Consider the following 18838-nt stretch of genomic DNA (forward strand, 5'->3'; position numbering starts at 1 on the left):
GCGGCTCAGTCGCGCAGATGCGACAGAGCCGGGAAAGCATAGGGCGAGAAGGGCGAGGTGCCCCGGTGCAGCAGTGTCGGGCGGCCCCACATATCGGCCGGGCCGGTGGGGCCCGAGGCGGCGGAGCCATTGGCCGAGGCGGCGGCGAAAACGGCCACCAGGGCGGCCAGTTCGGCGTCGGTCGGGTTGCCCTTCAAGACCTGGATGACCGGTCCGGCATTGGACGTCGCGGCTTCTGCTTCAGCCGTATCGACAACATCCACGAACTCGTCGACCGCTAGATCCAGTTCGGCGGCGCTCAATACGTCTTCTTCTGCCATGGTCGTCACAGCGCCAGTCCTCCTGTCCGTCCACCGCTCGTGGCGGTGAGTTCACGACCGGAATCGGTTCCCGGTTCGCAAACGGTATTCGTTGCGACCCTCGTCGGCGAGGGTTTGGCCATAACCATTTTCACTTGGATCCGGGGCGCACGCACGGTTGGAAATTGCACAGTCGTACCAACCAAGTGTGCGCCCCACTACGGCCTTATCGCCGCATCACAGCGGAATGTTGCCGTGCTTCTTCGGCGGCAAGGTCACCATCTTGCGCTCCAGCAGCCGCAGCGCCGAGACGATCTGGCCCCGCGTGTGCGACGGCGGGATGACCGCGTCCACATAGCCGCGCTCGGCGGCCACATACGGGTTGACCAGGGTGTCCTCGTACTCGTTCTGCAGCTCCAGGCGCAGCGCGTCGACATCGTTGCCCTCGGCGGCCGCCTGCTGCAGCTGCTTGCGGTAGACGAAGCCGACGGCGCCGGAGGCGCCCATGACGGCGATCTGCGCGGTGGGCCACGCCAGATTCACGTCCGCGCCCATGTGCTTGGAGCCCATGACGTCGTACGCGCCGCCGTACGCCTTGCGGGTGATGATTGTGATCTTGCCCACAGTGGCCTCACCGTAGGCGTAGAGCAGCTTCGCGCCGCGCCGGATGATGCCGTTGTACTCCTGGCCGGTGCCGGGCAGGAAGCCGGGCACGTCCACCAGGGTGATGATCGGGATGTTGAAGGCGTCGCAGGTGCGCACGAAGCGCGCGGCCTTCTCCGAGGCGTCGATATCCAGGCAGCCCGCGAACTGGGTGGGCTGGTTGGCCACGATGCCGATGCTGCGGCCGTCGATGCGGGCGAAGCCGACGATGATGTTCATCGCGCGCTCGGCCTGCACCTCCAGGAACTCGTCGTCGTCGACCAGGCAGCGAATGACCTCGTGCATGTCGTACGGCTGGTTCGGCGAATCCGGGATGATGCTGTCGAGCGCGAGATCCTCCTCGGTGAGGGAGTCCTCGATCGCGCCCTCGATGGGGTCGGAGGCCGGGAAGCGCGGGGCCTCGGCGCGGTTGTTGCTCGGCAGGTAGGACAGCAGATCCTTGACGTAGTCGAGGGCGTCCTGCTCACCGGAGGCGACGTAGTGCGCCACGCCGGACTTCACCATGTGGGTCTGCGCGCCGCCCAGCTCCTCCATGGTGACCTCTTCACCGGTGACCGTCTTGATGACGTCGGGGCCGGTGACGAACATCTGCGAGGTCTGGTCGACCATGACGACGAAGTCGGTGAGCGCCGGGGAGTACACGTGCCCACCGGCGGCCGGGCCCATGATGAGCGAGATCTGCGGGATCACGCCGGAGGCCTGGATATTGCGGTGGAAGATCTCGCCGTAGAGGCCCAGGGAGACAACGCCTTCCTGGATGCGCGCGCCCGCGCCCTCGTTGATGCCGACGAGCGGGCGGCCGGTCTTGAGCGCCAGGTCCATGACCTTGACGATCTTCTCGCCGTAGACCTCGCCGAGCGAGCCGCCGAAGACGGTGACGTCCTGGGAGAAGATGCAGACGTCGCGGCCGTCGATGGTGCCGTAGCCGGTCACCACGCCGTCGCCGAGCGGGCGCTGGTTCTCCAGGCCGAAATTCACGCTGCGGTGCCGCGCCAGCGCGTCGAGTTCCACGAACGAGCCCTCGTCCAGCAGGGCGAGAATGCGCTCGCGCGCGGTCATCTTGCCCTTGGCGTGCACCTTGTCGACGGCGGCCTCACCCATGGGGTGCTTGGCCTCTTCGAGCCGATTCCGCAGGTCAGCCAGCTTCCCGGCGGTGGTGTGGATATCTGGGGCGTCCGCCGACCCCGGCGAAGGCTGATGCTGGACACTCGTCATGGCCGCGAGTGTAACCAGTATCAAGGGGCTCAGGTAATCCAGCGGGGGCTACTCGCGAGTATCCTTATTGGCTGCCTGCCAGTAGAAAACCGCAGGTAGGAGTATGAATTTCGCGGTTCGGGGCGGCTGCGAAGGGCTTTGGCAGGGATCTACAGAGTCCGACCGCGAGAGTCGTGCATTCCGACCAAAAGGCCGCCGGAACGTCCGAGGTCAGCGCATCGCAACCCCCCTTGACCGCAGTGGGTCTGCGCGTGGTGTCCGAATTCGACGGCGTGTCAGCGCATCACACCGGTGTGGCCGGTCGAGTACCGGCCGGGCTGCGGCCACACGGTGAGACCGTGCGCCCCTTTGCCGACGGGGATTCGGGCCAGCAGCCGCCAGTCGACGATGTCGATGGCGTAGACCTCACCGTGGTGGCGGCCCGCCACCCAGAAGACGCGGCCGTCGGCGGAGATATTGCCCATGTCCGGGCTGCCGCCGCCGGGGATGAACCACTTGCGGACGAGGGCGTTGGCGGCGAAGTCCCAGACCGACAGACTGCCCTCGTGGCGGTTGGTGATGAGCATCGCCTTGGAGTCGCGGGTGACGTAGAGGCCGTGCGCTCCATCGCCGGTCGGAACGAAGCCGGTGTTCTCGAAGCTCGCGGCATCGACGATGTAGACGCCGTTGGCCACCATGTCGGCGACGTAGAACGTGCGACCGTCGGGAGAGAGCTTCACATCCTGCGGCTTGCCGCCGCGGCCGCCGGGCAGATCGATCATCCGCACCAGCCGCGGCTCGGCGATGTCGATCACCGCGACCCGACCGCTGAATTCGCAACTGGTGAGGGCGAATCGGCCGTCGGCGGTGAAGTCCATGTGATTGACGCCGCCGCAGTCGGGCACCGGTATGGAGTTCACCCGCTGCCAGCTGTGCGGGTCGTAGAGATCGAGGGACCGGTCGGCCTCGGCCACCACGATGGCGTACTTCCCCTCGGGCGTGAAGTACAGGTTGTACGGGTCGCGCACTGGAATCGGTTGTCCCGCTCGGCCGGTGCGCGGGTCGATGGGCAGCAGGCTGCCGCCGCCGATGGGCAGGTCGTTGTTCACGTAGAGCGTCCGCAGATCGTAGGAGGGCACCACGTGCTGCGGTTCCTGACCGCCGGAAGGGTAGGTGTCGATCACCTGGAAGGTCGCCGGGTCGATGACGGAGACCGTATTCGATTGGCTGTTGGGCACATAGACGCGCGGGAGGTGGTCGGCGACGGCCGGGCTCAGCTCGCGGGTGGCTGCGTAGACATCGGTGGGTGAGAGCGGGGGCGGCATGCCCGGCAGCGAATTCGGTGCCGCGGGAACGGTTGTCGTCGGGGCGGCGGTGGTCGACACCGTGGTGGACGGAGTGTCCACCGACACCGCTCCGCTGCCCGAGCAACCGGCCAGCAGCACCAGCGATACGAGGATTCCGAATCGAGCACGCGGGGCGATCATGCGGCACGCCCTCCCCACGACCTCATCGCGACGAGCAGGCATACCCACGAATAGTAGGCGGCGACACCGGGTTCGGTGGGATCTTCACCCGGCGCCGCCGCCTTCGCGCCAGCTGCGGCAACCCTGTCGCGAACCGCTCGGTCGGCGACTGGGCAGCCCTCAGGCGAGCACGCGCTCCAGGGCGTCCACGGCTTCGTCCAGCTCCGCGACGGTGACCGTGAGCGGCGGCCGGAATCGAATACCGCGCTCCCCCGTGCCGAGGATCAGCACATGCTCGCGCTCCCGCAACCGGGTGACCACCTCGTCACGCAGCCGCGCCGACTCGAGGGTGACGGCGCACATGAGTCCCCGTCCGCGCGGATCGCTCACCTCGGGGTGGGCGGCGGCGAGCGCGGTGAGTCGGTTCAGCAGATGCGCACCGAGTTCCTTTGCGCCCTCGATCAATTCGTCACGGTCGATGACCTCGAGAATGCGCCGCGACCGCACCATGTCGGTGAGATTGCCGCCCCAGGTGGAGTTGAGCCGCGAACTCACGTGGAAGACGTTGTCGGGCACCTCGTCCACGCGCCCGCCCGCCATGACCCCGCACACCTGGGTCTTCTTGCCGAAGGCCACCACATCGGGTTCCAACCCGAGCTGCTGGTAGGCCCAGGTGCTGCCGGTCATGCCGACGCCGGTCTGCACCTCGTCGAGGATGAACAGGGCGTCGTTGTCGTGGCACAGATCCTGCATGGTGCGCAGGAATTCCGGCCGCATATGCCGGTCGCCGCCCTCGCCTTGTATGGGTTCGGCGATGAAACACGCTATGTCGTGCGGGTTTTCGGTGAAGGCGCGAATGGCCTGGTCGAGTGCGCGACGTTCGGCGGCCTCGATGTCGCGGCCCTCGGTGAGGTACGGCGTCTCGATGCGCGGCCAGTCGAACTTGGGGAATCGCGCGGTCTTGACCGGGTCGGTGTTGGTGAGCGACATGGTGTAACCGGTGCGCCCGTGGAAGGCCCCCGTCAGATGCAGCACCTTGGTGCCGAGTTCGCCTGGGCGGCCGTGCATTTCATTGTGGCGGCTCTTCCAGTCGAAGGCGATCTTGAGCGCGTTCTCCACCGCGAGTCCGCCACCGTCGATGAAGAACAGGTGCGGCAGGCGGGGATCGCCCAGCACGCGCGCGAAGGTCTGCACGAAGCGCGCCATCTCGACGGTGTAGATGTCGGAGTTGCTGGGCTTGTTGACGGCCGCGTCGGACAGGCTCGCGCGGAAGGCGCGGTCGTCGGCGAGGGCCGGGTGGTTCATACCTAGCGAATTGGAGGCGAAGAACCCGAACATGTCGAGGTAGACGGCGCCCGTACGGGCGTCCACCAAACGGAGACCGCGGGATTTCCGCAGGTCCAGGACCATGTCGAAACCGTCCGCGAGGATGGACGCGGAGAGGATTTCATGCACCCGGGCGGGGGTGACCAGTGACGTTTCGGCAACCGCCCCGAGCCGATCGAATTCGAGGGTCACGCCCCAACTGTAAAGGAAAATTAACGGCGAGACCCGTAAGTAGCGAAAGAATTACGACCCAGACACTACTTGTCATAGAATGTTTGGAGAATGATCGTGCTCCGTGTCCGGACGTTGGCGGTCGCGCGGATCTCCTGCAGCAGCTGTTCCAGGTGCCGGGGGGATGCCACCCGCACCAGCAGCATGTAGCTCTCGTCGCCAGCCACCGAATGGCATGCCTCGATGCCGGGTACATGCTTGAGCAGTGCGGGCGCGTCATCGGGCTGGGACGGATCGAGAGGAGTGATCGCGACGAATGCCGACAGCATCTGGCCGAGCGCCTCGGGATCCACATTCGCGGTGTATCCGCGAATCACGCCCCGCGCCTCCAGCCTGCGCACTCGCGACTGCACGGCGGAGACCGACAGGTTGGCCTTCTCGGCGAGGTTGGACAGGGTGGCGCGACCATCGGCAATCAGTTCGCGGATCAGCAGTCGATCGATATCGTCGAGTACGGGTTTCGCCGGTGTATCCGCCATCAGCGAAGGCTAACGCAGCGAACCGAACTCGTGGCCCGGAACCCATGACGTGGCGGCCGCCGCGCACCGTGCCCTCGAACCCGGAGGTGTAGATGACCCAGGCGCTCACCGAACGCACGACGCGTGAACTGCGCGAGCGGACGGAAATGTTGTTGCGGGGGCTGGGTGTGCAGCCGCCCGAACCGGGCCCGCTCGCGGCCCGCACCCCCATTACCGGCGGCGAGCTGGCGAGCCTGTCGGCCAGTTCGCTGGTGGACGTGGATCTCGCGATCGGGCGCGCGGAGACCGCCTTTCGCGCGTGGCGCACCGTGCCCGCGCCGCAACGGGCGGCGGTGGTGCGCCGCCTCGCGCAGCTGCTCACCGACCATCAGGACGAACTCGCCGAACTGGTGACCCTCGAGGCGGGCAAGATCACCGCCGAGGCGCGCGGCGAGGTCCAGGAAATGATCGACATCTGCGAATTCGCCCTCGGGCAGTCGCGCCAGCTCTACGGCCGGACCATGCCGTCGGAGCGGCCCGGGCATCGGCTCATGGAGACCTGGCATCCGCTCGGCGTGGTCGGGGTGATCTCGGCCTTCAACTTCCCGGTGGCGGTGTGGGCGTGGAATACCGCCCTGGCCTTGGTCTGCGGTGACACCGTGGTGTGGAAGCCCTCGGAGACAACGCCTTTGACCGCACTGGCCTGCCATACGCTGCTGCGCCGCGCGGCCGCGGACGTGGGCGCGGATCCCGAAGTGCACCAACTGATCCAGGGTCGCGCCGAGGTGGGCGAGCGGCTGGTGGACGACCCTCGGGTCGCGCTGGTGAGCGCGACCGGATCGGTGCGGATGGGGCGCACGGTCGCACCCCGGGTGGCGGCGCGCTTCGGCCGCTGCCTGCTGGAGTTGGGCGGCAACAATGCCGCCATCGTGACGTCCTCGGCGGATCTGGATCTGGCGGCGCGCGGGATCGTCTTCGCGGCGGCGGGGACGGCGGGGCAGCGCTGTACCACGCTGCGGCGGCTCATCGTGCACACCAGTGTGGTGGGTCCGCTGCTCGATCGGATCGCCGCCGCGTATCGGCAACTGCGCGTGGGCAATCCGATGGACGAAGGGGTGCTGGTGGGGCCGCTGATCAACAGTCAGGGGTATCTCGCCATGCAGTCGGCCCTACAGCGCGCGCTCGACGACGGCGGCGAATTGATCTGTGGCGGTGAGCGAGTCGAAGGCTACGGCGAGGACGCGTTCTATGTGCGTCCGGCGCTGGTGCGCATGCCCGCGCAGACCGCGGTGGTGCGCGAGGAGACCTTCGCGCCCATTCTCTACGCCCTCACCTACGACGAACTCGACGCGGCCATCGAGCTGCACAACGGTGTGCCCCAAGGGCTTTCGTCCTCTATCTTCACCCGGGACCAGCGCGAAGCCGAGCGCTTCCTGGCCGCGGACGGGTCCGACTGCGGTATCGCCAATGTCAATATCGGCACCTCGGGCGCGGAGATCGGCGGGGCCTTCGGTGGTGAGAAGGAGACCGGCGGCGGGCGCGAATCCGGTTCGGACTCCTGGAAGGCGTATATGCGCAGGGCGACGAACACCGTGAACTACTCGACCGAATTGCCTCTGGCACAAGGCATTCGCTTCGAGTGACTGTCGTACCGCCGTTGTACGGTCGGGTTCGTGGAGCAGGATCCGGGTGCCGACCGTGCCCATCGGATGGCGCTGGACCATGTCCTGGCGCTGGTCGCGCGGTCCGAATGGGGTGGCGGGCTGGTGCTGCGCGGCAGTACGACGCTGCGGGCTTGGTTCGGGGAGCGCGCCCGGCCACCGGCCGACCTGGACTGGGTCGTCCCCGATGGCCTGGTATTCCCCGAACCGCTCGACCCGTTCCCCTATGTCGACGACATCGCCTGCGTGCAGCAGTGGCCCGAGGCGGCCGACGGTGCCCTGGAGTACGAGATGTGGCGGGCCGAGGAGTTCGAGACCTATGGACTGCATCCGGTGCTGCCTCCGGAGGAGCTGCGCTGGATGTGGCCCGAGGAGTACGAACCGCCGTCGTTCGCCGACGATCTCCGCGCGACGATTCGCAGCAGTCCGTGCGCGGCGGTGAATGTACTGCTCGATGGTGATGGCGTTCGCGTCGAGGTGAGCGGGTACCGCGAGTACGACTACAACACGTTCGGCGAGCGGCTCGTCGTGCCCTGGCGCACAACGGGTTCCGATCCGCACAGCGGAGTCGTCCAGCTGGATTTCGCCTTCGACAACACCCTGGACGACGCACCGGTCTGGAGTGCGATCCCGCGCGCCGACGGCGGCGGAACGACCCCCGTCGTCACCGCCAGCCGCGAACTGTCCCTCGCCTGGAAACTGCTGTGGCTGCACCGTGATTCGGGAAGCGAGGACGGGGCGGCGGGCAAGGACCTGTACGACGCTGTCCTGCTCGCCGAATGCCCCGACACGAGGCTGACCACGAGCTTGCTCACCAAAGTGCTCGGTGGGAGCGCGGACTACTTCACCCTGCGCCGCATTCAGAACTGGGATGTGCGCTGGGATGCCTTCCGGTACACCAACCCCTGGGTCGAGGGCGACCGCGCCAGTTGGCTGGACCGATTGGTCGCGGCGCTGGTGCCCGTCATGACGGTGCGGCGCTAGCGGGGATCCTCCGTGCTGATGGCGCGCACCTGCTGTTCGTAGTGGGCGCGCGTGGTCGCATCCGCGGGGTGCAGGGCGCGATCGCCGTTGAAGAGTCGGCGGACCAGACGCACCGCCGGTTCGGGTGCGGCGGCCAGGGCGACGTCGATAGGTCCGAGGTAGTTCGGGACGGCGACCTCGGCCTTGCGGCTGCGGGTGGTCGCCACCACGGCGGCGGCCACATCCTCGGGGTCGACGGTCGGCAGTCCGTGGCCCAGGGTGAGGCCGGAGGACAGCCGGGTGCGCACGGCCGAGGGCATGACGCAGCTGACGCTCACGCCGTGCTCCGCGAACTCCAAACGCGTTGCGGCGGACAGCCCTACGGCCGCGAACTTGCTCGCGTTGTAGACGGCCAGGCCCGGCAAAGGGATCTTGCCCGCGAGGGAGGCGACATTGACGATATGGCCGCGACCACGCTCGATCATGGCGGGTGCGACGGCGCGCATACCGTGGATGAGGCCCCACACGTTCACGTCGATGGTGGTGTGGCCCACCGCATCCGGTTCGTCGAGAAAGGCCCCGGCGGGCATGACTCCGGCATTGTTGACCAGAATGTCGACGCGGCCGAAGTCGGCGACCACCCGGTCCCACTGGTCGCGCTTTCGCACATCGAGTTCGAAAGCCTTGGCCCCCAGGGCCGCTGCGGTCGATTCGGCGGCGGCGGTGTCCACATCGGCGATGGCGACCTCGGCCCCCTTGGCGGTGAACAGTTCCGCCGTGCACCGGCCGATACCCCGGCCCGCGCCGGTGACGAGGACCCGCGCACCGGCGAGATCGATTGCCGGATAGCCGTTTCCGAAGATGCTCATGCGAATACTCCAAGCTCGAGCGCCTTGCGGGTGCTCGTCAGACTGTGTTCGAAGGTGTCCAGGCGGCGACGGCCGTCCATGAAATTGGGGCCCATGACCGCGAGATCATCGGCGCTGGCATCGATTCGGAGCACCTTGGTGCCGGTGGCGCGCACCCGGGCGATCTCGTCGTCGAGTTGGGCGCTCATGCGGTCGCGCAGCTGGCGTTCCAGGAAGTGGCCCGGCCCGGTGGCGGGCAGGCGGCCGGTGGAGGCCATGGGCGCGATCACCACGAGTTCGTCGAGCTGTGCGGGCACGAGCAGATCCACCGAGGCGGTGGAGGCCGCGCCGCCGTCGACGAAGCGGCGGCCCGCGATCGGGACCGGCGGGAACCAGCCGGGTACGGCCCACGAGGCCCGCAGGGCCGCACCGAGATTCGCCTCGGGAGCGCCCGGTGAGCCGAAGGCCGTCCGCGTACCGGTGGCGTAGTCCATGGCCACCAGCCAGGTCGCCGGATGCGGTACCCAGCCGTCGCCGGGCACCAGCCGGTCGGCCAGCCGTTGCAGCCAACTCGGGTCGCCGCCGCCGACGGGCAGCAGACCGCTTCCGGCGGTGAGCAGTCGCTGACGGCCGGTGAGCCGACCCTCGCGCGCCGCCCGCCACGTGTGCCCCGGCGCGCCGAGGCGCGGACGCGGCAGCGGCGGGAATCGGCCCGGCTCACACCGCATATGGGCGGTGAGAATGGGGTTCGCGCTGGTGCCGCGCTGCATGGCGATCAGCTCGTCCACGCCGATACCGCTGCCGAGCATGGTCACCATCTCGGCCCCGGCCGAGGTGCCGATCATGACGTCGGCCGTGCGCGGATCCCAATCCAGTACATCGCGCACCGCGGCCAGCGCGGCGACGATCCACGCGGCGCCAACCGTGCCCCCGCAGCCGATGGCCAGGCCACGTCGCTGTGACCCGTTCCTGTTACTCATAGTTCCGCACAGTATCAGTTCTCGAATACCGCCGGTATCCCAAATCCGGCGGTACATAGAATCGACATATGCCACGACTCACCCGGTCCGAAAGCCAGGCCCGGACCCGCGCGGATCTGCTCGCCACCGCGCGCGACCTCTTCCTCGCCGACGGCTACGCCAAGACCAGCCTGGAACGGGTCGCCGAGGAGGCCGGGTACTCCAAGGGCGCGGTGTACTCGAATTTCCGCACCAAATCCGAGCTCTGCCTCGAAGTGCTCGGGCTGATTCACGAGACCAAATTCGCCGAGGTCAGCGAGCTGCTCGCGGCGAGCGACGACTTCGACTCGCGCATGGCGGCCTTCCAGAGCTGGGCGGAGCGGACCCTCGGCGATGTCGGCTGGACCATGCTGGAGTTCGAGTTCGCCATCGTGGCCAAGGACGATCCGGCCCTCCAGGCGGCGCTGGTGTCGAATCTCGCGCTCATTCGGGGGACGGTGGCGGCGCAGTTGGAGAGTCTGGCGGACTCGCTCGGCGTCGAGTTGCCGATGCCGCCAGAGGCGGCGGCCACCGCGGTCCTGAGCCTGGGTCTGGGGCTGGGCATTCAGCGGGCCATCGACCCGAGCCTGCCCGCGCGGCTGATCACCGATGCGGTGCGGGCGATGCTGCCGAGGGCGGTACGGTCCTAGAAGTGCAGGGTCCACTCGCCGCGGTAGTGCAGGCGGGTAATGCTCACCGGCGGTATATCTATGCGCCAGAACGATTTCGCGGGTGCGTCCAAGGCCACCAGCAGCGCGGACCGAATGACGGCCGGGTGGGTGATGGCAATGGTCGGCTCGCCCTCGGCGGCGATATCGGCCAGCCATTCGGCGGTACGCTCGATGACGTCCACCACGGATTCGCCGCCGTGGCCCTTGTAGGTGGGGTCGGTGAGCCAGGCGTAGAGCTCCTCCTTGGGCACCGACATGAGTTCGCCGCCGCGCCAGGCCCCGGCATCGAGATCGCGTAGTCGGTCGTCCTCCGCGCCGAGCAATCCCATCAGGGCGGCGGTCTCCACGGTCCGGCGTTCGGGGGCGGTGCGCACCCGGGCGGGGTTCAGCCGCCCGCAGGCGGAGACGGCTCGGCGGCCCGCTTCGGTGAGCGGTTCGTCGACGGGGAATCGGGCCTTGCGCATCGCTTCTGTCATGCCGTGACTGACCAGGTCGAGTCTTAGCACCTTCTGCACGGTTGGACAGCGTACGCGGGCGTTCGCCGCGAGTATCGCGATTGCTCGTCCTTCGCTCAGCTCGTTCCGGCCCGTCATCGCGCTGTGATGCGACGATGTCCGATTGCTGTCGGTACCGGGGTGCACACTGAAGCGATGGAAAGGTTCTCCCCCGCTACCCGAGAGTGGTTCGATGGCGCGTTCCCCGCGCCGACGCCCGCCCAGTTGGGGGCCTGGGAGGCCATTTCCGCTGGTGAACACACTTTGGTCATTGCGCCCACCGGGTCGGGCAAGACCTTGTCGGCGTTCCTGTGGGCCATCGACCGACTGGCGAATCGGGAGCCCGAGGACGGGCCGCGCAAGACTTCGGTCCTTTACATCTCACCGCTGAAAGCGCTGGCCGTGGACGTGGAGCGGAATCTGCGCGCGCCACTGGTCGGCGTGACGCAGACGGCCAAACGGTTGGGGGTGCCCGCGCCCGAGATTCGGGTGGGAGTGCGCTCAGGCGATACCAGCGCCTCGGATCGGCGGTCCATGCAGCGCACGCCGCCCGACATTCTCATCACCACGCCCGAATCCTTGTTTCTCATGCTCACCTCGGCCGCGCGCGAGACGCTGAGCGAGGTGCGGACGGTGATCGTGGACGAGGTGCACGCCATCGCCGGGTCCAAACGCGGTGCGCACCTGGCGCTTTCCCTGGCGCGGTTGGACGCGCTGACCGAGCGGCCGGTCCAGCGCATCGGGCTCTCGGCGACGGTGCGGCCGCCCGCCGAGGTGGGACGGTTCCTGGTGGGCAACGCGCCGATCACCATCGTGTCGCCGCCCGCCCCCAAGACCTTCGACCTGAGCGTGCGGGTGCCGGTCGCGGATATGACCGAACCGGATGAATCCGGCGAAGCGGCGTCGATCTGGCCGCATGTGGACGAGGCCATCGTGGATCTGGTGCTGGAACACCGGTCCTCGATCGTGTTCGCGAATTCGCGGCGGCTGTCCGAGCGGCTCACCGCGCGGCTGAACGAGGCGTACGCGGCGCGCATCGGGGAGGCGGTGGAGACCGAGCACGCCCCGCCCGCGCAACTCGGGCCCAGTACCGAAGTGGTGCACGGCGCTTCGCCGCTACTGGCGCGGGCGCATCACGGGTCGGTGAGCAAGGAGCAGCGGGCGCTCATCGAGGACGATCTCAAGAGCGGGCGGCTGCGGTGCGTGGTGGCGACCAGCAGCCTCGAACTCGGCATCGATATGGGCGCGGTGGAGTTGGTGGTGCAGGTGGAGGCGCCGCCCTCGGTGGCGAGCGGGCTGCAACGGGTCGGCCGCGCCGGGCACCAGGTGGGTGAGATATCGCGCGGGGTGATCTTTCCCAAGCACCGCACCGATGTGATCCACTGCGCGGTCGCCTCGAAGCGGATGACGGCCGGGCAGATCGAGGAGTTGAAGGTTCCGGCGCATCCCCTCGACATTCTCGCGCAGCAGACCGTGGCGGCGTGTGCGCTGGAGCCGTTGGACGCCGACGCGTGGTTCGAGGTGGTGCGCTCGACGGGAAGCTATGCGGCGCTGCCTCGTTCGGCGTACGAATCGGTATTGGATCTGCTGTCGGGGCGGTATCCGTCGGACGAGTTCGCGGAATTGCGGCCGCGCATCGTGTGGGATCGGGACGCCGGGACGCTGACCGGGCGGCCGGGGGCGCAGCGGCTCGCGGTGACCTCCGGCGGGGCGATTCCGGATCGCGGATTGTTTCCGGTGTTCATGGTGGGTGAGAAAGCCTCTCGGGTCGGGGAACTCGACGAGGAGATGGTCTACGAGTCGCGGGTCGGGGATGTGTTCGCGCTCGGGGCCACCAGTTGGCGCATCGAGGAGATCACCTTCGATCGGGTGCTGGTGACACCGGCGTTCGGGCTACCGGGGCGACTTCCGTTCTGGCACGGGGACATGCTGGGGCGACCGGCCGAATTGGGTGCGGCGCTGGGCGAATTCGTGCGACAGGCCGGGCAGGCGGTGGAGCGGACGACCAGCCGAAGCCGGGGCGAGGACACCGCCGCGTCGGGGGCGAAAACGCGCGACGACACCGGCACGCGTCCGAAGACGGGCGGCGGCACCGGCTCGAAGAACCCGGGCGGCCCGGCCATGACCCGGGCGGAGCTGTCGGATATTTCGCACGCGGCGGGGTTGGACGACAATGCGACGGCGAATCTCGTCGCGCTGCTGGAGGAACAGCGCACCGCCACGGGGCAGTTGCCGACCGACAAGACACTGTTGGTGGAGCGGTTCCGCGACGAGCTCGGCGACTGGCGGCTGGTGCTGCACTCGCCGTACGGGCTGCCGGTGCACGCGCCGTGGGCGCTGGCCGTGGGCGCGCGACTGCGCGAGCGGTTCGGGGTGGATGCCGCGCCGACGCCCTCGGACGACGGGATCGTGGTGCGGCTGCCGGATACCACCGACGAGCCGCCGGGGGCGGAGCTGTTCGTCTTCGAACCCGACGAGATCGACGAGATCGTGACCGAACAGGTAGGCGGCTCGGCGCTTTTCGCCTCGCGGTTCCGGGAATGTTCGGCGCGGGCACTGCTGTTGCCCCGCCGCGATCCGGGTAAGCGCGCGCCGTTGTGGCAGCAGCGGCAGCGCGCGGCGCAGCTGTTGGATGTGGCGCGCAAGTTCCCGGACTTCCCGATGCTGCTGGAGACGGTGCGCGAATGCCTCCAGGATGTGTACGACCTACCCTCGCTGCGGGATCTGCTGAGCCGGGTGGCGCGGCGGCAGTTGCGATTGGTCGAGGTGGAGACGGCCAGCCCGTCGCCATTCGCGAATTCGCTGCTGTTCGACTACATCGGGCAGTTCATGTACGAGGGCGACAGCCCGCTCGCGGAACGGCGGGCGGCGGCGCTGTCACTGGATTCCAGTCTGCTCGCGGAGCTGCTCGGGCGGGTGGAGCTGCGCGAACTGCTCGACGGCGCGGTATTGGAGCTGACCGAGCGGGAATTGCAGCGGCTCACGCCCGAACGGCACGCCCGGGATATGGAGGGGCTGGCCGACCTCCTGCGGTTGCTGGGACCGCTGACGGCGGAGGAAGCGGCACTGCGCTGTGTGGACGATCCGCGCGCATGGTTCGCGGAGCTGGTGAAAACCCATCGCGCCCTGGAGGTTTCCTTCGCGGGCTCGCAATGGTGGGTGGCCATCGAGGATGCGGCGCGGCTGCGCGACGCACTCGGTGTGCCGCTGCCCATCGGCGTCCCCGCCGCCTTCATCGAACCGGTCGCCGACCCGCTCGGCGATCTCGTCGGCCGCTACGCCCGCACCCACGGACCGTTCACCCTGGACGCGGTAGCCCACCGTTTCGGGCTCGGCCCGGCCGTGGCGGCCACGGCCCTGCACCGACTGGGCACCGAAAAACGCGTCGTGGAAGGCGAATTCACCCCCGGATCCGTAGGGGCCGAATGGTGTGACAGCGAGGTCCTACGCCGCCTGCGCCGCCGCTCGCTGGCGGCGGCCCGTAAGGAGGTGGAGCCGGTCCCCACGGCCGCCCTCGGACGATTCCTTCCCGCCTGGCAGCACGTCGGCACCGGGGAGCTACGCGGCGTCGACGGCGTGGCCGCGGTGGTGGAACAGCTGGCGGGCGTACCGATCCCGGCCTCTGCCTGGGAATCGCTCATCCTCCCCACCCGAATCCGCGACTACTCCCCTGCCATGCTCGACGAGCTGCTCTCCACCGGTGAGGTCATCTGGTCCGGCCACGGCTCGATCACCGCCAAGGACGGCTGGATCGCCCTACACCCCGCCGAGCAGGCACCACTGACGCTGGCCCCACCGTCAGACCTGGATCTGACGGAGGTGCACGTCAGCCTGCTGATGGCACTGGGGGCGACCGTGGTCGATGGCCCCTCCCGAGCTGTCGTGCCGAGTTCCGGTGGGGCGTACTTCTTCCGGCAGGTGGCGGAGGCCAGTGGCGTGGACGACGAGGCCGCCGTGGTGACCGCGCTCTGGGAGTTGGTGTGGGCCGGACTGGTCGCGGGCGACACCTTCGCACCGGTGCGCGCGCTGCTGTCGGGAACCACCCGAACCACCACCGCGCACCGCACTCCCCGCCGCGCACCGCGCGGACGAATGTATCTGCCGCGCGCCGGAGCGCAGGTGCGCACCAGTCCGCCGCAGGTGGCCGGACGATGGTCGCTGCTACCGGAACGGGCGGCGGACAATACGATTCGCGCCCACGCCACCGCCGATGTCCTGCTGGAACGGTACGGCGTGCTGACGCGCGGCTCGGTCCAGAGCGAAGGTGTCACAGGCGGCTTCGCGCTCATGTACCGCGTCCTCACCGAATTCGAGGACCGCGGCCGCTGTCGGCGAGGGTATTTCGTCGATTCGCTGGGCGGGGCGCAATTCTCGACCACCGATGTCGTGGACCGGCTGCGCTCCTTCGACAATGACCGCACCCGCCTACCCAGCGGCACCGAGGTCGGCAGTGCGTTGGCGTTGGCGGCGTGTGATCCCGCCAATCCCTATGGGGCGGCGTTGGCTTGGCCCAAGGCAGCCGGTGAGGGGGTTGGGCATCGGCCGGGGCGGAAGGCGGGGGCGCTGGTCGTGCTGGTGGATGGTGAGCTGGCGTTGTATCTGGAGCGGGGCGGGAAGACGCTGTTGACGTTCACCGAGGATCCGGCTGTTCGGACCGCCGCGGCGGCCGCACTGGCCGGGCTGGTCCACGATCGCCGCGTCGACTCGCTGGTGATCGACCGGGTGAACGGGGAATCCGTGCACGGCAACACCTTCGCGGATTTCCTCACGCACGCCGGATTCGCGCCGACCCCCCGCGGGTTCCGGCTGCGGAGCCGCCCGTGAGCCGGGACCGGTATGCCTGAGGGCGACACCGTCTTTCTGGCGGCCAAGCGGCTGCGCGCGGCCCTCGACGGGAAGGTGTTGACGCGCAGTGACTTTCGGGTGCCCAGGTACGCGACGCTCGACCTGCGCGGCGAGCCGGTGGAGAGCGTCGGCAGTTATGGCAAGCACCTGTTCGTTCGAACGCCGACGGTCAGCATTCACACCCACCTCAAGATGGAGGGTGTCTGGCGGACCTACAAGCCTGGGCAGCGCTGGACCAAACCGGGGTTCACCGCCCGCCTCATCCTCGCCAACGCGGACGCCGAGGCGGTGGGCTTCTCACTCGGCCTGGTCGAGGTGCTCCGCCGGGCAGACGAGCACACGGCCACCGACCACCTCGGCCCGGATCTGCTCGGACCGAATTGGGATGCGGCCGAAGCCCTTCGACGGCTCCGGGAACATCCCGAGCAGCCCATCGGCCTCGCCCTGCTGGATCAGCGCAACCTTGCCGGAATCGGCAATATCTATCGCAGCGAGATCTGCTTCCTGCGCAAGGTCCATCCGGCCACCCCCGTCGGCGACATAGCGGACCTGCCCGCCTTGGTCGACGAGGCGCACCGGGTTCTCGTCAAGGCGGGGCATGAACCACCGTGGCGCGCGCTGGTTTATGGGCGTCATCGGCTGCCGTGTCCGCGCTGTGGCACCAACCTTTTGGTTCGATCGCTCGCGGACCCGGAGGGGGATACGGCTGGTACCCGGGCTGAGCGGGCGGTCTACTTTTGCCCGCGGTGTCAGGTTGGGGGGTGACGGTTCTTAGGCCTGAGCGGTCAGAAATCCCACCAAGACAGCGGAACCCGCCACCTCACACCGATCTCCGACCGCTCAGGCCAATCTCACTCCGACTTGATCGGCACCGGGTCCAACACCTCACGCCGCGCCTCGGGCGCTTCCAACCGCAAGGCATCCGCCGATGTGTCATCCGGCTGCGTCTGGGACTCGATCTCGGCCTTCACCCGCGCCTGATAGGTGCTCACCTCACGCGCGATATCGGCTTCCTCCCAACCCAATACGGGCGCCACCAGCCGCGCGACCTGTTCGGCGCTGTCCACACCACGGTCGGCGTACTCGATGGAAATACGGGTGCGCCGGGCCATGATGTCGTCGAGATGCAGCGCGCCCTCGGCCGCCGCCGCGTAGACGGCCTCCACCTGGAGATAGGCCGGGGCGGCCGTAATCGGTTGCAGCAGGTCGGGTTTGCCGTCGGCGAGGCTCAGCACCTCGTCGATGAGCGAGCCGTAGCGGTTGAGCAGGTGCTCGATGCGGTAGGGGTGGACCCCGTACTTCTCGGCCAGGTGCGGAACCTGGTTCAGCAGTGCGTAATACCCGTCCGCGCCCAGCAGCGGCACCTTCTCGGTGACCGAGGGCGACACCCGGCGCGGGATGTCGACCAACGCGGCATCGACCGCGTCGTAGGCCATGACGCGGTAGGTGGTGTACTTGCCGCCCGCGATGGCCACCAGGCCCGGCGCGATCCTGGCCACCGCGTGTTCCCGGGAGAGCTTCGAGGTCTCGTCGCTCTCCCCCGCCAGCAACGGCCGCAAGCCCGCGTACACACCGGTGATGTCGGCGTGGGTCAACGGCGTGACCAGCACCTCGTTGATGCGGTCGAGGAGATAGTCGATATCGGCCTTGGTGGCCGCCGGATGGGCGAGGTCGAGATTCCAGTCGGTGTCGGTGGTGCCGATGATCCAGTGATTGCTACCCCACGGAATGACGAACAGCACCGAGGTCGGCGTACGCAGAATCAGCGCGGTATCACTGGCGATCCGGTCGCGCGGGACCACGATGTGCACACCCTTGGAGGCGCGCACATGGAAACGTCCGCGCACATGTGACAGCGCCTGGATCTCATCGGTCCACACGCCCGTGGCATTGATGACCACACTGGCCCTCGCCTCGGTGGTCCGCCCGTCCTCGCTGTCGCGCACCCGCACGCCGACCACCCGGTCCGCCTCGCGCAGGAAGCCGACCACCTGGGTGGAGGTGCGAATGACCGCGCCGTAGTGCGCTGCGGTCCGCGCCACCGTCATGGTGTGGCGGGCATCGTCGACGACGGTGTCGTAGTAGGTGACGCCGCCGGTGAGCGCGCTGCGCTTGAGCCCCGGAGCCATTCGCAGCGCACTGTGCCGCGTCATATGATGCTGTCCCGGAACGGATTTCGCGCCGCCCATGGTGTCGTAGAGCAGCAGACCGGCCGAGACATAGGGCCGCTCCCAGCCGAAGTGGGTGAGCGGGTACAGGAACCGCAGCGGCTTCACCAGATGCGGCGCGAGCTTGGACAGCGCCAATTCCCGTTCCCGCAGCGCCTCGCGCACCAACCCGAATTCGAACATCTCCAGGTAGCGCAGGCCGCCGTGGAACATCTTGGAGGAGCGGCTCGAGGTGCCCGCCGCCAGGTCGCGGGCCTCCACCAGCGCGACCTCGAGACCGCGGGTGGCGGCATCCAGCGCGATACCCGCGCCGACCACACCGCCGCCGATGACGATCACGTCGAACGGCTCCTTGCCGAGCCGTTCCCAGGCGGCGGCGCGCTGCTCCGGCCCCAGGAACTGAGAGTGCTGCTGCTTCGTCATGCCTCGACTCCTCCAGACCGGCGCGCCGGACTCCGGCGACGCGGCATTCGTATCGATGACGCTCTCGTGCTGGCTACTCGGGGGTAACCGATTCACAGCCTAACCCTCGACACGCCCGACATGTCCGTTC

The 18838-nt window shown here is 68.3% G+C and carries 14 protein-coding genes; 5 read left to right on the forward strand and 9 right to left on the reverse strand.

Going from position 1 to position 18838, the window contains the following annotated elements; all coding sequences use genetic code 11:
* Positions 1-5: 5 nt before the first annotated feature.
* From ACIBH2_RS24125 to ACIBH2_RS24145, 5 genes are all read right to left on the reverse strand, one after another.
* Positions 6-320: an acyl-CoA carboxylase subunit epsilon gene (locus ACIBH2_RS24125; protein ID WP_397122974.1), complete on the reverse strand. Its 315-nt coding sequence runs from the start codon at positions 318-320 to the stop codon at positions 6-8.
* A gap of 216 nt (positions 321-536) precedes the next feature.
* Positions 537-2177 carry an acyl-CoA carboxylase subunit beta gene (locus ACIBH2_RS24130; RefSeq protein WP_397121262.1) on the reverse strand — a complete coding sequence of 547 codons (1641 nt, stop codon included), beginning with the start codon at positions 2175-2177 and terminating at the stop codon, positions 537-539.
* Between the two features lie 275 nt (positions 2178-2452).
* Positions 2453-3685 carry a beta-propeller fold lactonase family protein gene (locus ACIBH2_RS24135; RefSeq protein ID WP_397121264.1) on the reverse strand — a complete coding sequence of 411 codons (1233 nt, stop codon included), beginning with the start codon at positions 3683-3685 and terminating at the stop codon, positions 2453-2455.
* A 117-nt stretch (positions 3686-3802) separates the two neighbouring features.
* Complete coding sequence (gene lat / locus ACIBH2_RS24140; protein ID WP_397122976.1) at positions 3803-5095, reverse strand: L-lysine 6-transaminase; 1293 nt, start codon at positions 5093-5095, stop codon at positions 3803-3805.
* Between the two features lie 110 nt (positions 5096-5205).
* Positions 5206-5658, reverse strand: coding sequence for an Lrp/AsnC family transcriptional regulator (locus ACIBH2_RS24145; RefSeq protein WP_397121266.1), 453 nt, complete (start codon positions 5656-5658; stop codon positions 5206-5208).
* Positions 5659-5804: 146 nt separating this feature from the next.
* On the opposite strand from ACIBH2_RS24145, the gene ACIBH2_RS24150 reads away from it, so the two are divergent.
* Both ACIBH2_RS24150 and ACIBH2_RS24155 read left to right on the forward strand, forming a co-directional pair.
* Complete coding sequence (locus ACIBH2_RS24150; protein WP_397122978.1) at positions 5805-7280, forward strand: aldehyde dehydrogenase family protein; 1476 nt, start codon at positions 5805-5807, stop codon at positions 7278-7280.
* A gap of 30 nt (positions 7281-7310) precedes the next feature.
* Entirely contained in the window at positions 7311-8282 is a 972-nt protein-coding gene (locus ACIBH2_RS24155; protein ID WP_397121268.1) for a nucleotidyl transferase AbiEii/AbiGii toxin family protein, read from the forward strand.
* Here the strand turns inward: ACIBH2_RS24155 and ACIBH2_RS24160 are convergent.
* Together ACIBH2_RS24160 and ACIBH2_RS24165 are read right to left on the reverse strand one after the other, a co-directional pair.
* Positions 8279-9130 carry an SDR family oxidoreductase gene (locus ACIBH2_RS24160; protein WP_397121270.1) on the reverse strand — a complete coding sequence of 284 codons (852 nt, stop codon included), beginning with the start codon at positions 9128-9130 and terminating at the stop codon, positions 8279-8281. The two genes, ACIBH2_RS24155 and ACIBH2_RS24160, sit on opposite strands and share 4 nt — an antisense overlap.
* The gene (locus ACIBH2_RS24165) at positions 9127-10089 is read right to left on the reverse strand and encodes a patatin-like phospholipase family protein (protein ID WP_397121272.1); all 963 of its coding nucleotides are present in this window, start codon (positions 10087-10089) and stop codon (positions 9127-9129) included. Before ACIBH2_RS24165 ends, ACIBH2_RS24160 begins: the two co-directional genes overlap by 4 nt.
* 68 nt (positions 10090-10157) lie before the next feature.
* Here ACIBH2_RS24165 and ACIBH2_RS24170 point away from each other — a divergent pair, with 68 nt between their 5' ends.
* Entirely contained in the window at positions 10158-10757 is a 600-nt protein-coding gene (locus tag ACIBH2_RS24170) for a TetR/AcrR family transcriptional regulator (RefSeq protein WP_397121274.1), read from the forward strand.
* On the opposite strand, the gene ACIBH2_RS24175 is transcribed toward ACIBH2_RS24170, so the two are convergent.
* Positions 10754-11293, reverse strand: a complete 540-nt coding sequence (locus tag ACIBH2_RS24175) for a histidine phosphatase family protein (RefSeq protein ID WP_397121276.1) — start codon at positions 11291-11293, stop codon at positions 10754-10756. The genes ACIBH2_RS24170 and ACIBH2_RS24175 overlap by 4 nt on opposite strands.
* Positions 11294-11428: 135 nt before the next feature.
* Here ACIBH2_RS24175 and ACIBH2_RS24180 point away from each other — a divergent pair, with 135 nt between their 5' ends.
* Both ACIBH2_RS24180 and ACIBH2_RS24185 read left to right on the forward strand, forming a co-directional pair.
* Positions 11429-16096, forward strand: coding sequence for an ATP-dependent helicase (locus ACIBH2_RS24180; RefSeq protein ID WP_397121278.1), 4668 nt, complete (start codon positions 11429-11431; stop codon positions 16094-16096).
* A 12-nt stretch (positions 16097-16108) separates the two neighbouring features.
* On the forward strand, positions 16109-16882 hold the full coding sequence (locus ACIBH2_RS24185; protein ID WP_397121280.1) for a DNA-formamidopyrimidine glycosylase family protein: 774 nt from the start codon (positions 16109-16111) through the stop codon (positions 16880-16882).
* A gap of 86 nt (positions 16883-16968) precedes the next feature.
* Here the strand turns inward: ACIBH2_RS24185 and glpD are convergent, their stop codons facing one another.
* Complete coding sequence (gene glpD, locus ACIBH2_RS24190) at positions 16969-18708, reverse strand: glycerol-3-phosphate dehydrogenase (protein ID WP_397121282.1); 1740 nt, start codon at positions 18706-18708, stop codon at positions 16969-16971.
* Positions 18709-18838: the final 130 nt, after the last annotated feature.

It is taken from the genome of Nocardia sp. NPDC050406, assembly GCF_044459025.1.
Lineage (GTDB): Bacteria > Actinomycetota > Actinomycetes > Mycobacteriales > Mycobacteriaceae > Nocardia.

Excerpts from the sequence above, each read along its gene's own strand:
- ACIBH2_RS24180 (WP_397121278.1), top strand. The coding sequence starts at position 11,429 with ATGGAAAGGTTCTCCCCCGCTACCCGAGAGTGGTTCGATGGCGCGTTC.
- ACIBH2_RS24145 (WP_397121266.1), bottom strand. The coding sequence starts at position 5,658 with ATGGCGGATACACCGGCGAAACCCGTACTCGACGATATCGATCGACTG.
- ACIBH2_RS24160 (WP_397121270.1), bottom strand. The coding sequence starts at position 9,130 with ATGAGCATCTTCGGAAACGGCTATCCGGCAATCGATCTCGCCGGTGCG.
- ACIBH2_RS24170 (WP_397121274.1), top strand. The coding sequence starts at position 10,158 with ATGCCACGACTCACCCGGTCCGAAAGCCAGGCCCGGACCCGCGCGGAT.
- ACIBH2_RS24125 (WP_397122974.1), bottom strand. The coding sequence starts at position 320 with ATGGCAGAAGAAGACGTATTGAGCGCCGCCGAACTGGATCTAGCGGTC.
- glpD (WP_397121282.1), bottom strand. The coding sequence starts at position 18,708 with ATGACGAAGCAGCAGCACTCTCAGTTCCTGGGGCCGGAGCAGCGCGCC.
- ACIBH2_RS24130 (WP_397121262.1), bottom strand. The coding sequence starts at position 2,177 with ATGACGAGTGTCCAGCATCAGCCTTCGCCGGGGTCGGCGGACGCCCCA.
- ACIBH2_RS24185 (WP_397121280.1), top strand. The coding sequence starts at position 16,109 with ATGCCTGAGGGCGACACCGTCTTTCTGGCGGCCAAGCGGCTGCGCGCG.
- ACIBH2_RS24150 (WP_397122978.1), top strand. The coding sequence starts at position 5,805 with ATGTTGTTGCGGGGGCTGGGTGTGCAGCCGCCCGAACCGGGCCCGCTC.
- ACIBH2_RS24165 (WP_397121272.1), bottom strand. The coding sequence starts at position 10,089 with ATGAGTAACAGGAACGGGTCACAGCGACGTGGCCTGGCCATCGGCTGC.
- ACIBH2_RS24135 (WP_397121264.1), bottom strand. The coding sequence starts at position 3,685 with ATGCCTGCTCGTCGCGATGAGGTCGTGGGGAGGGCGTGCCGCATGATC.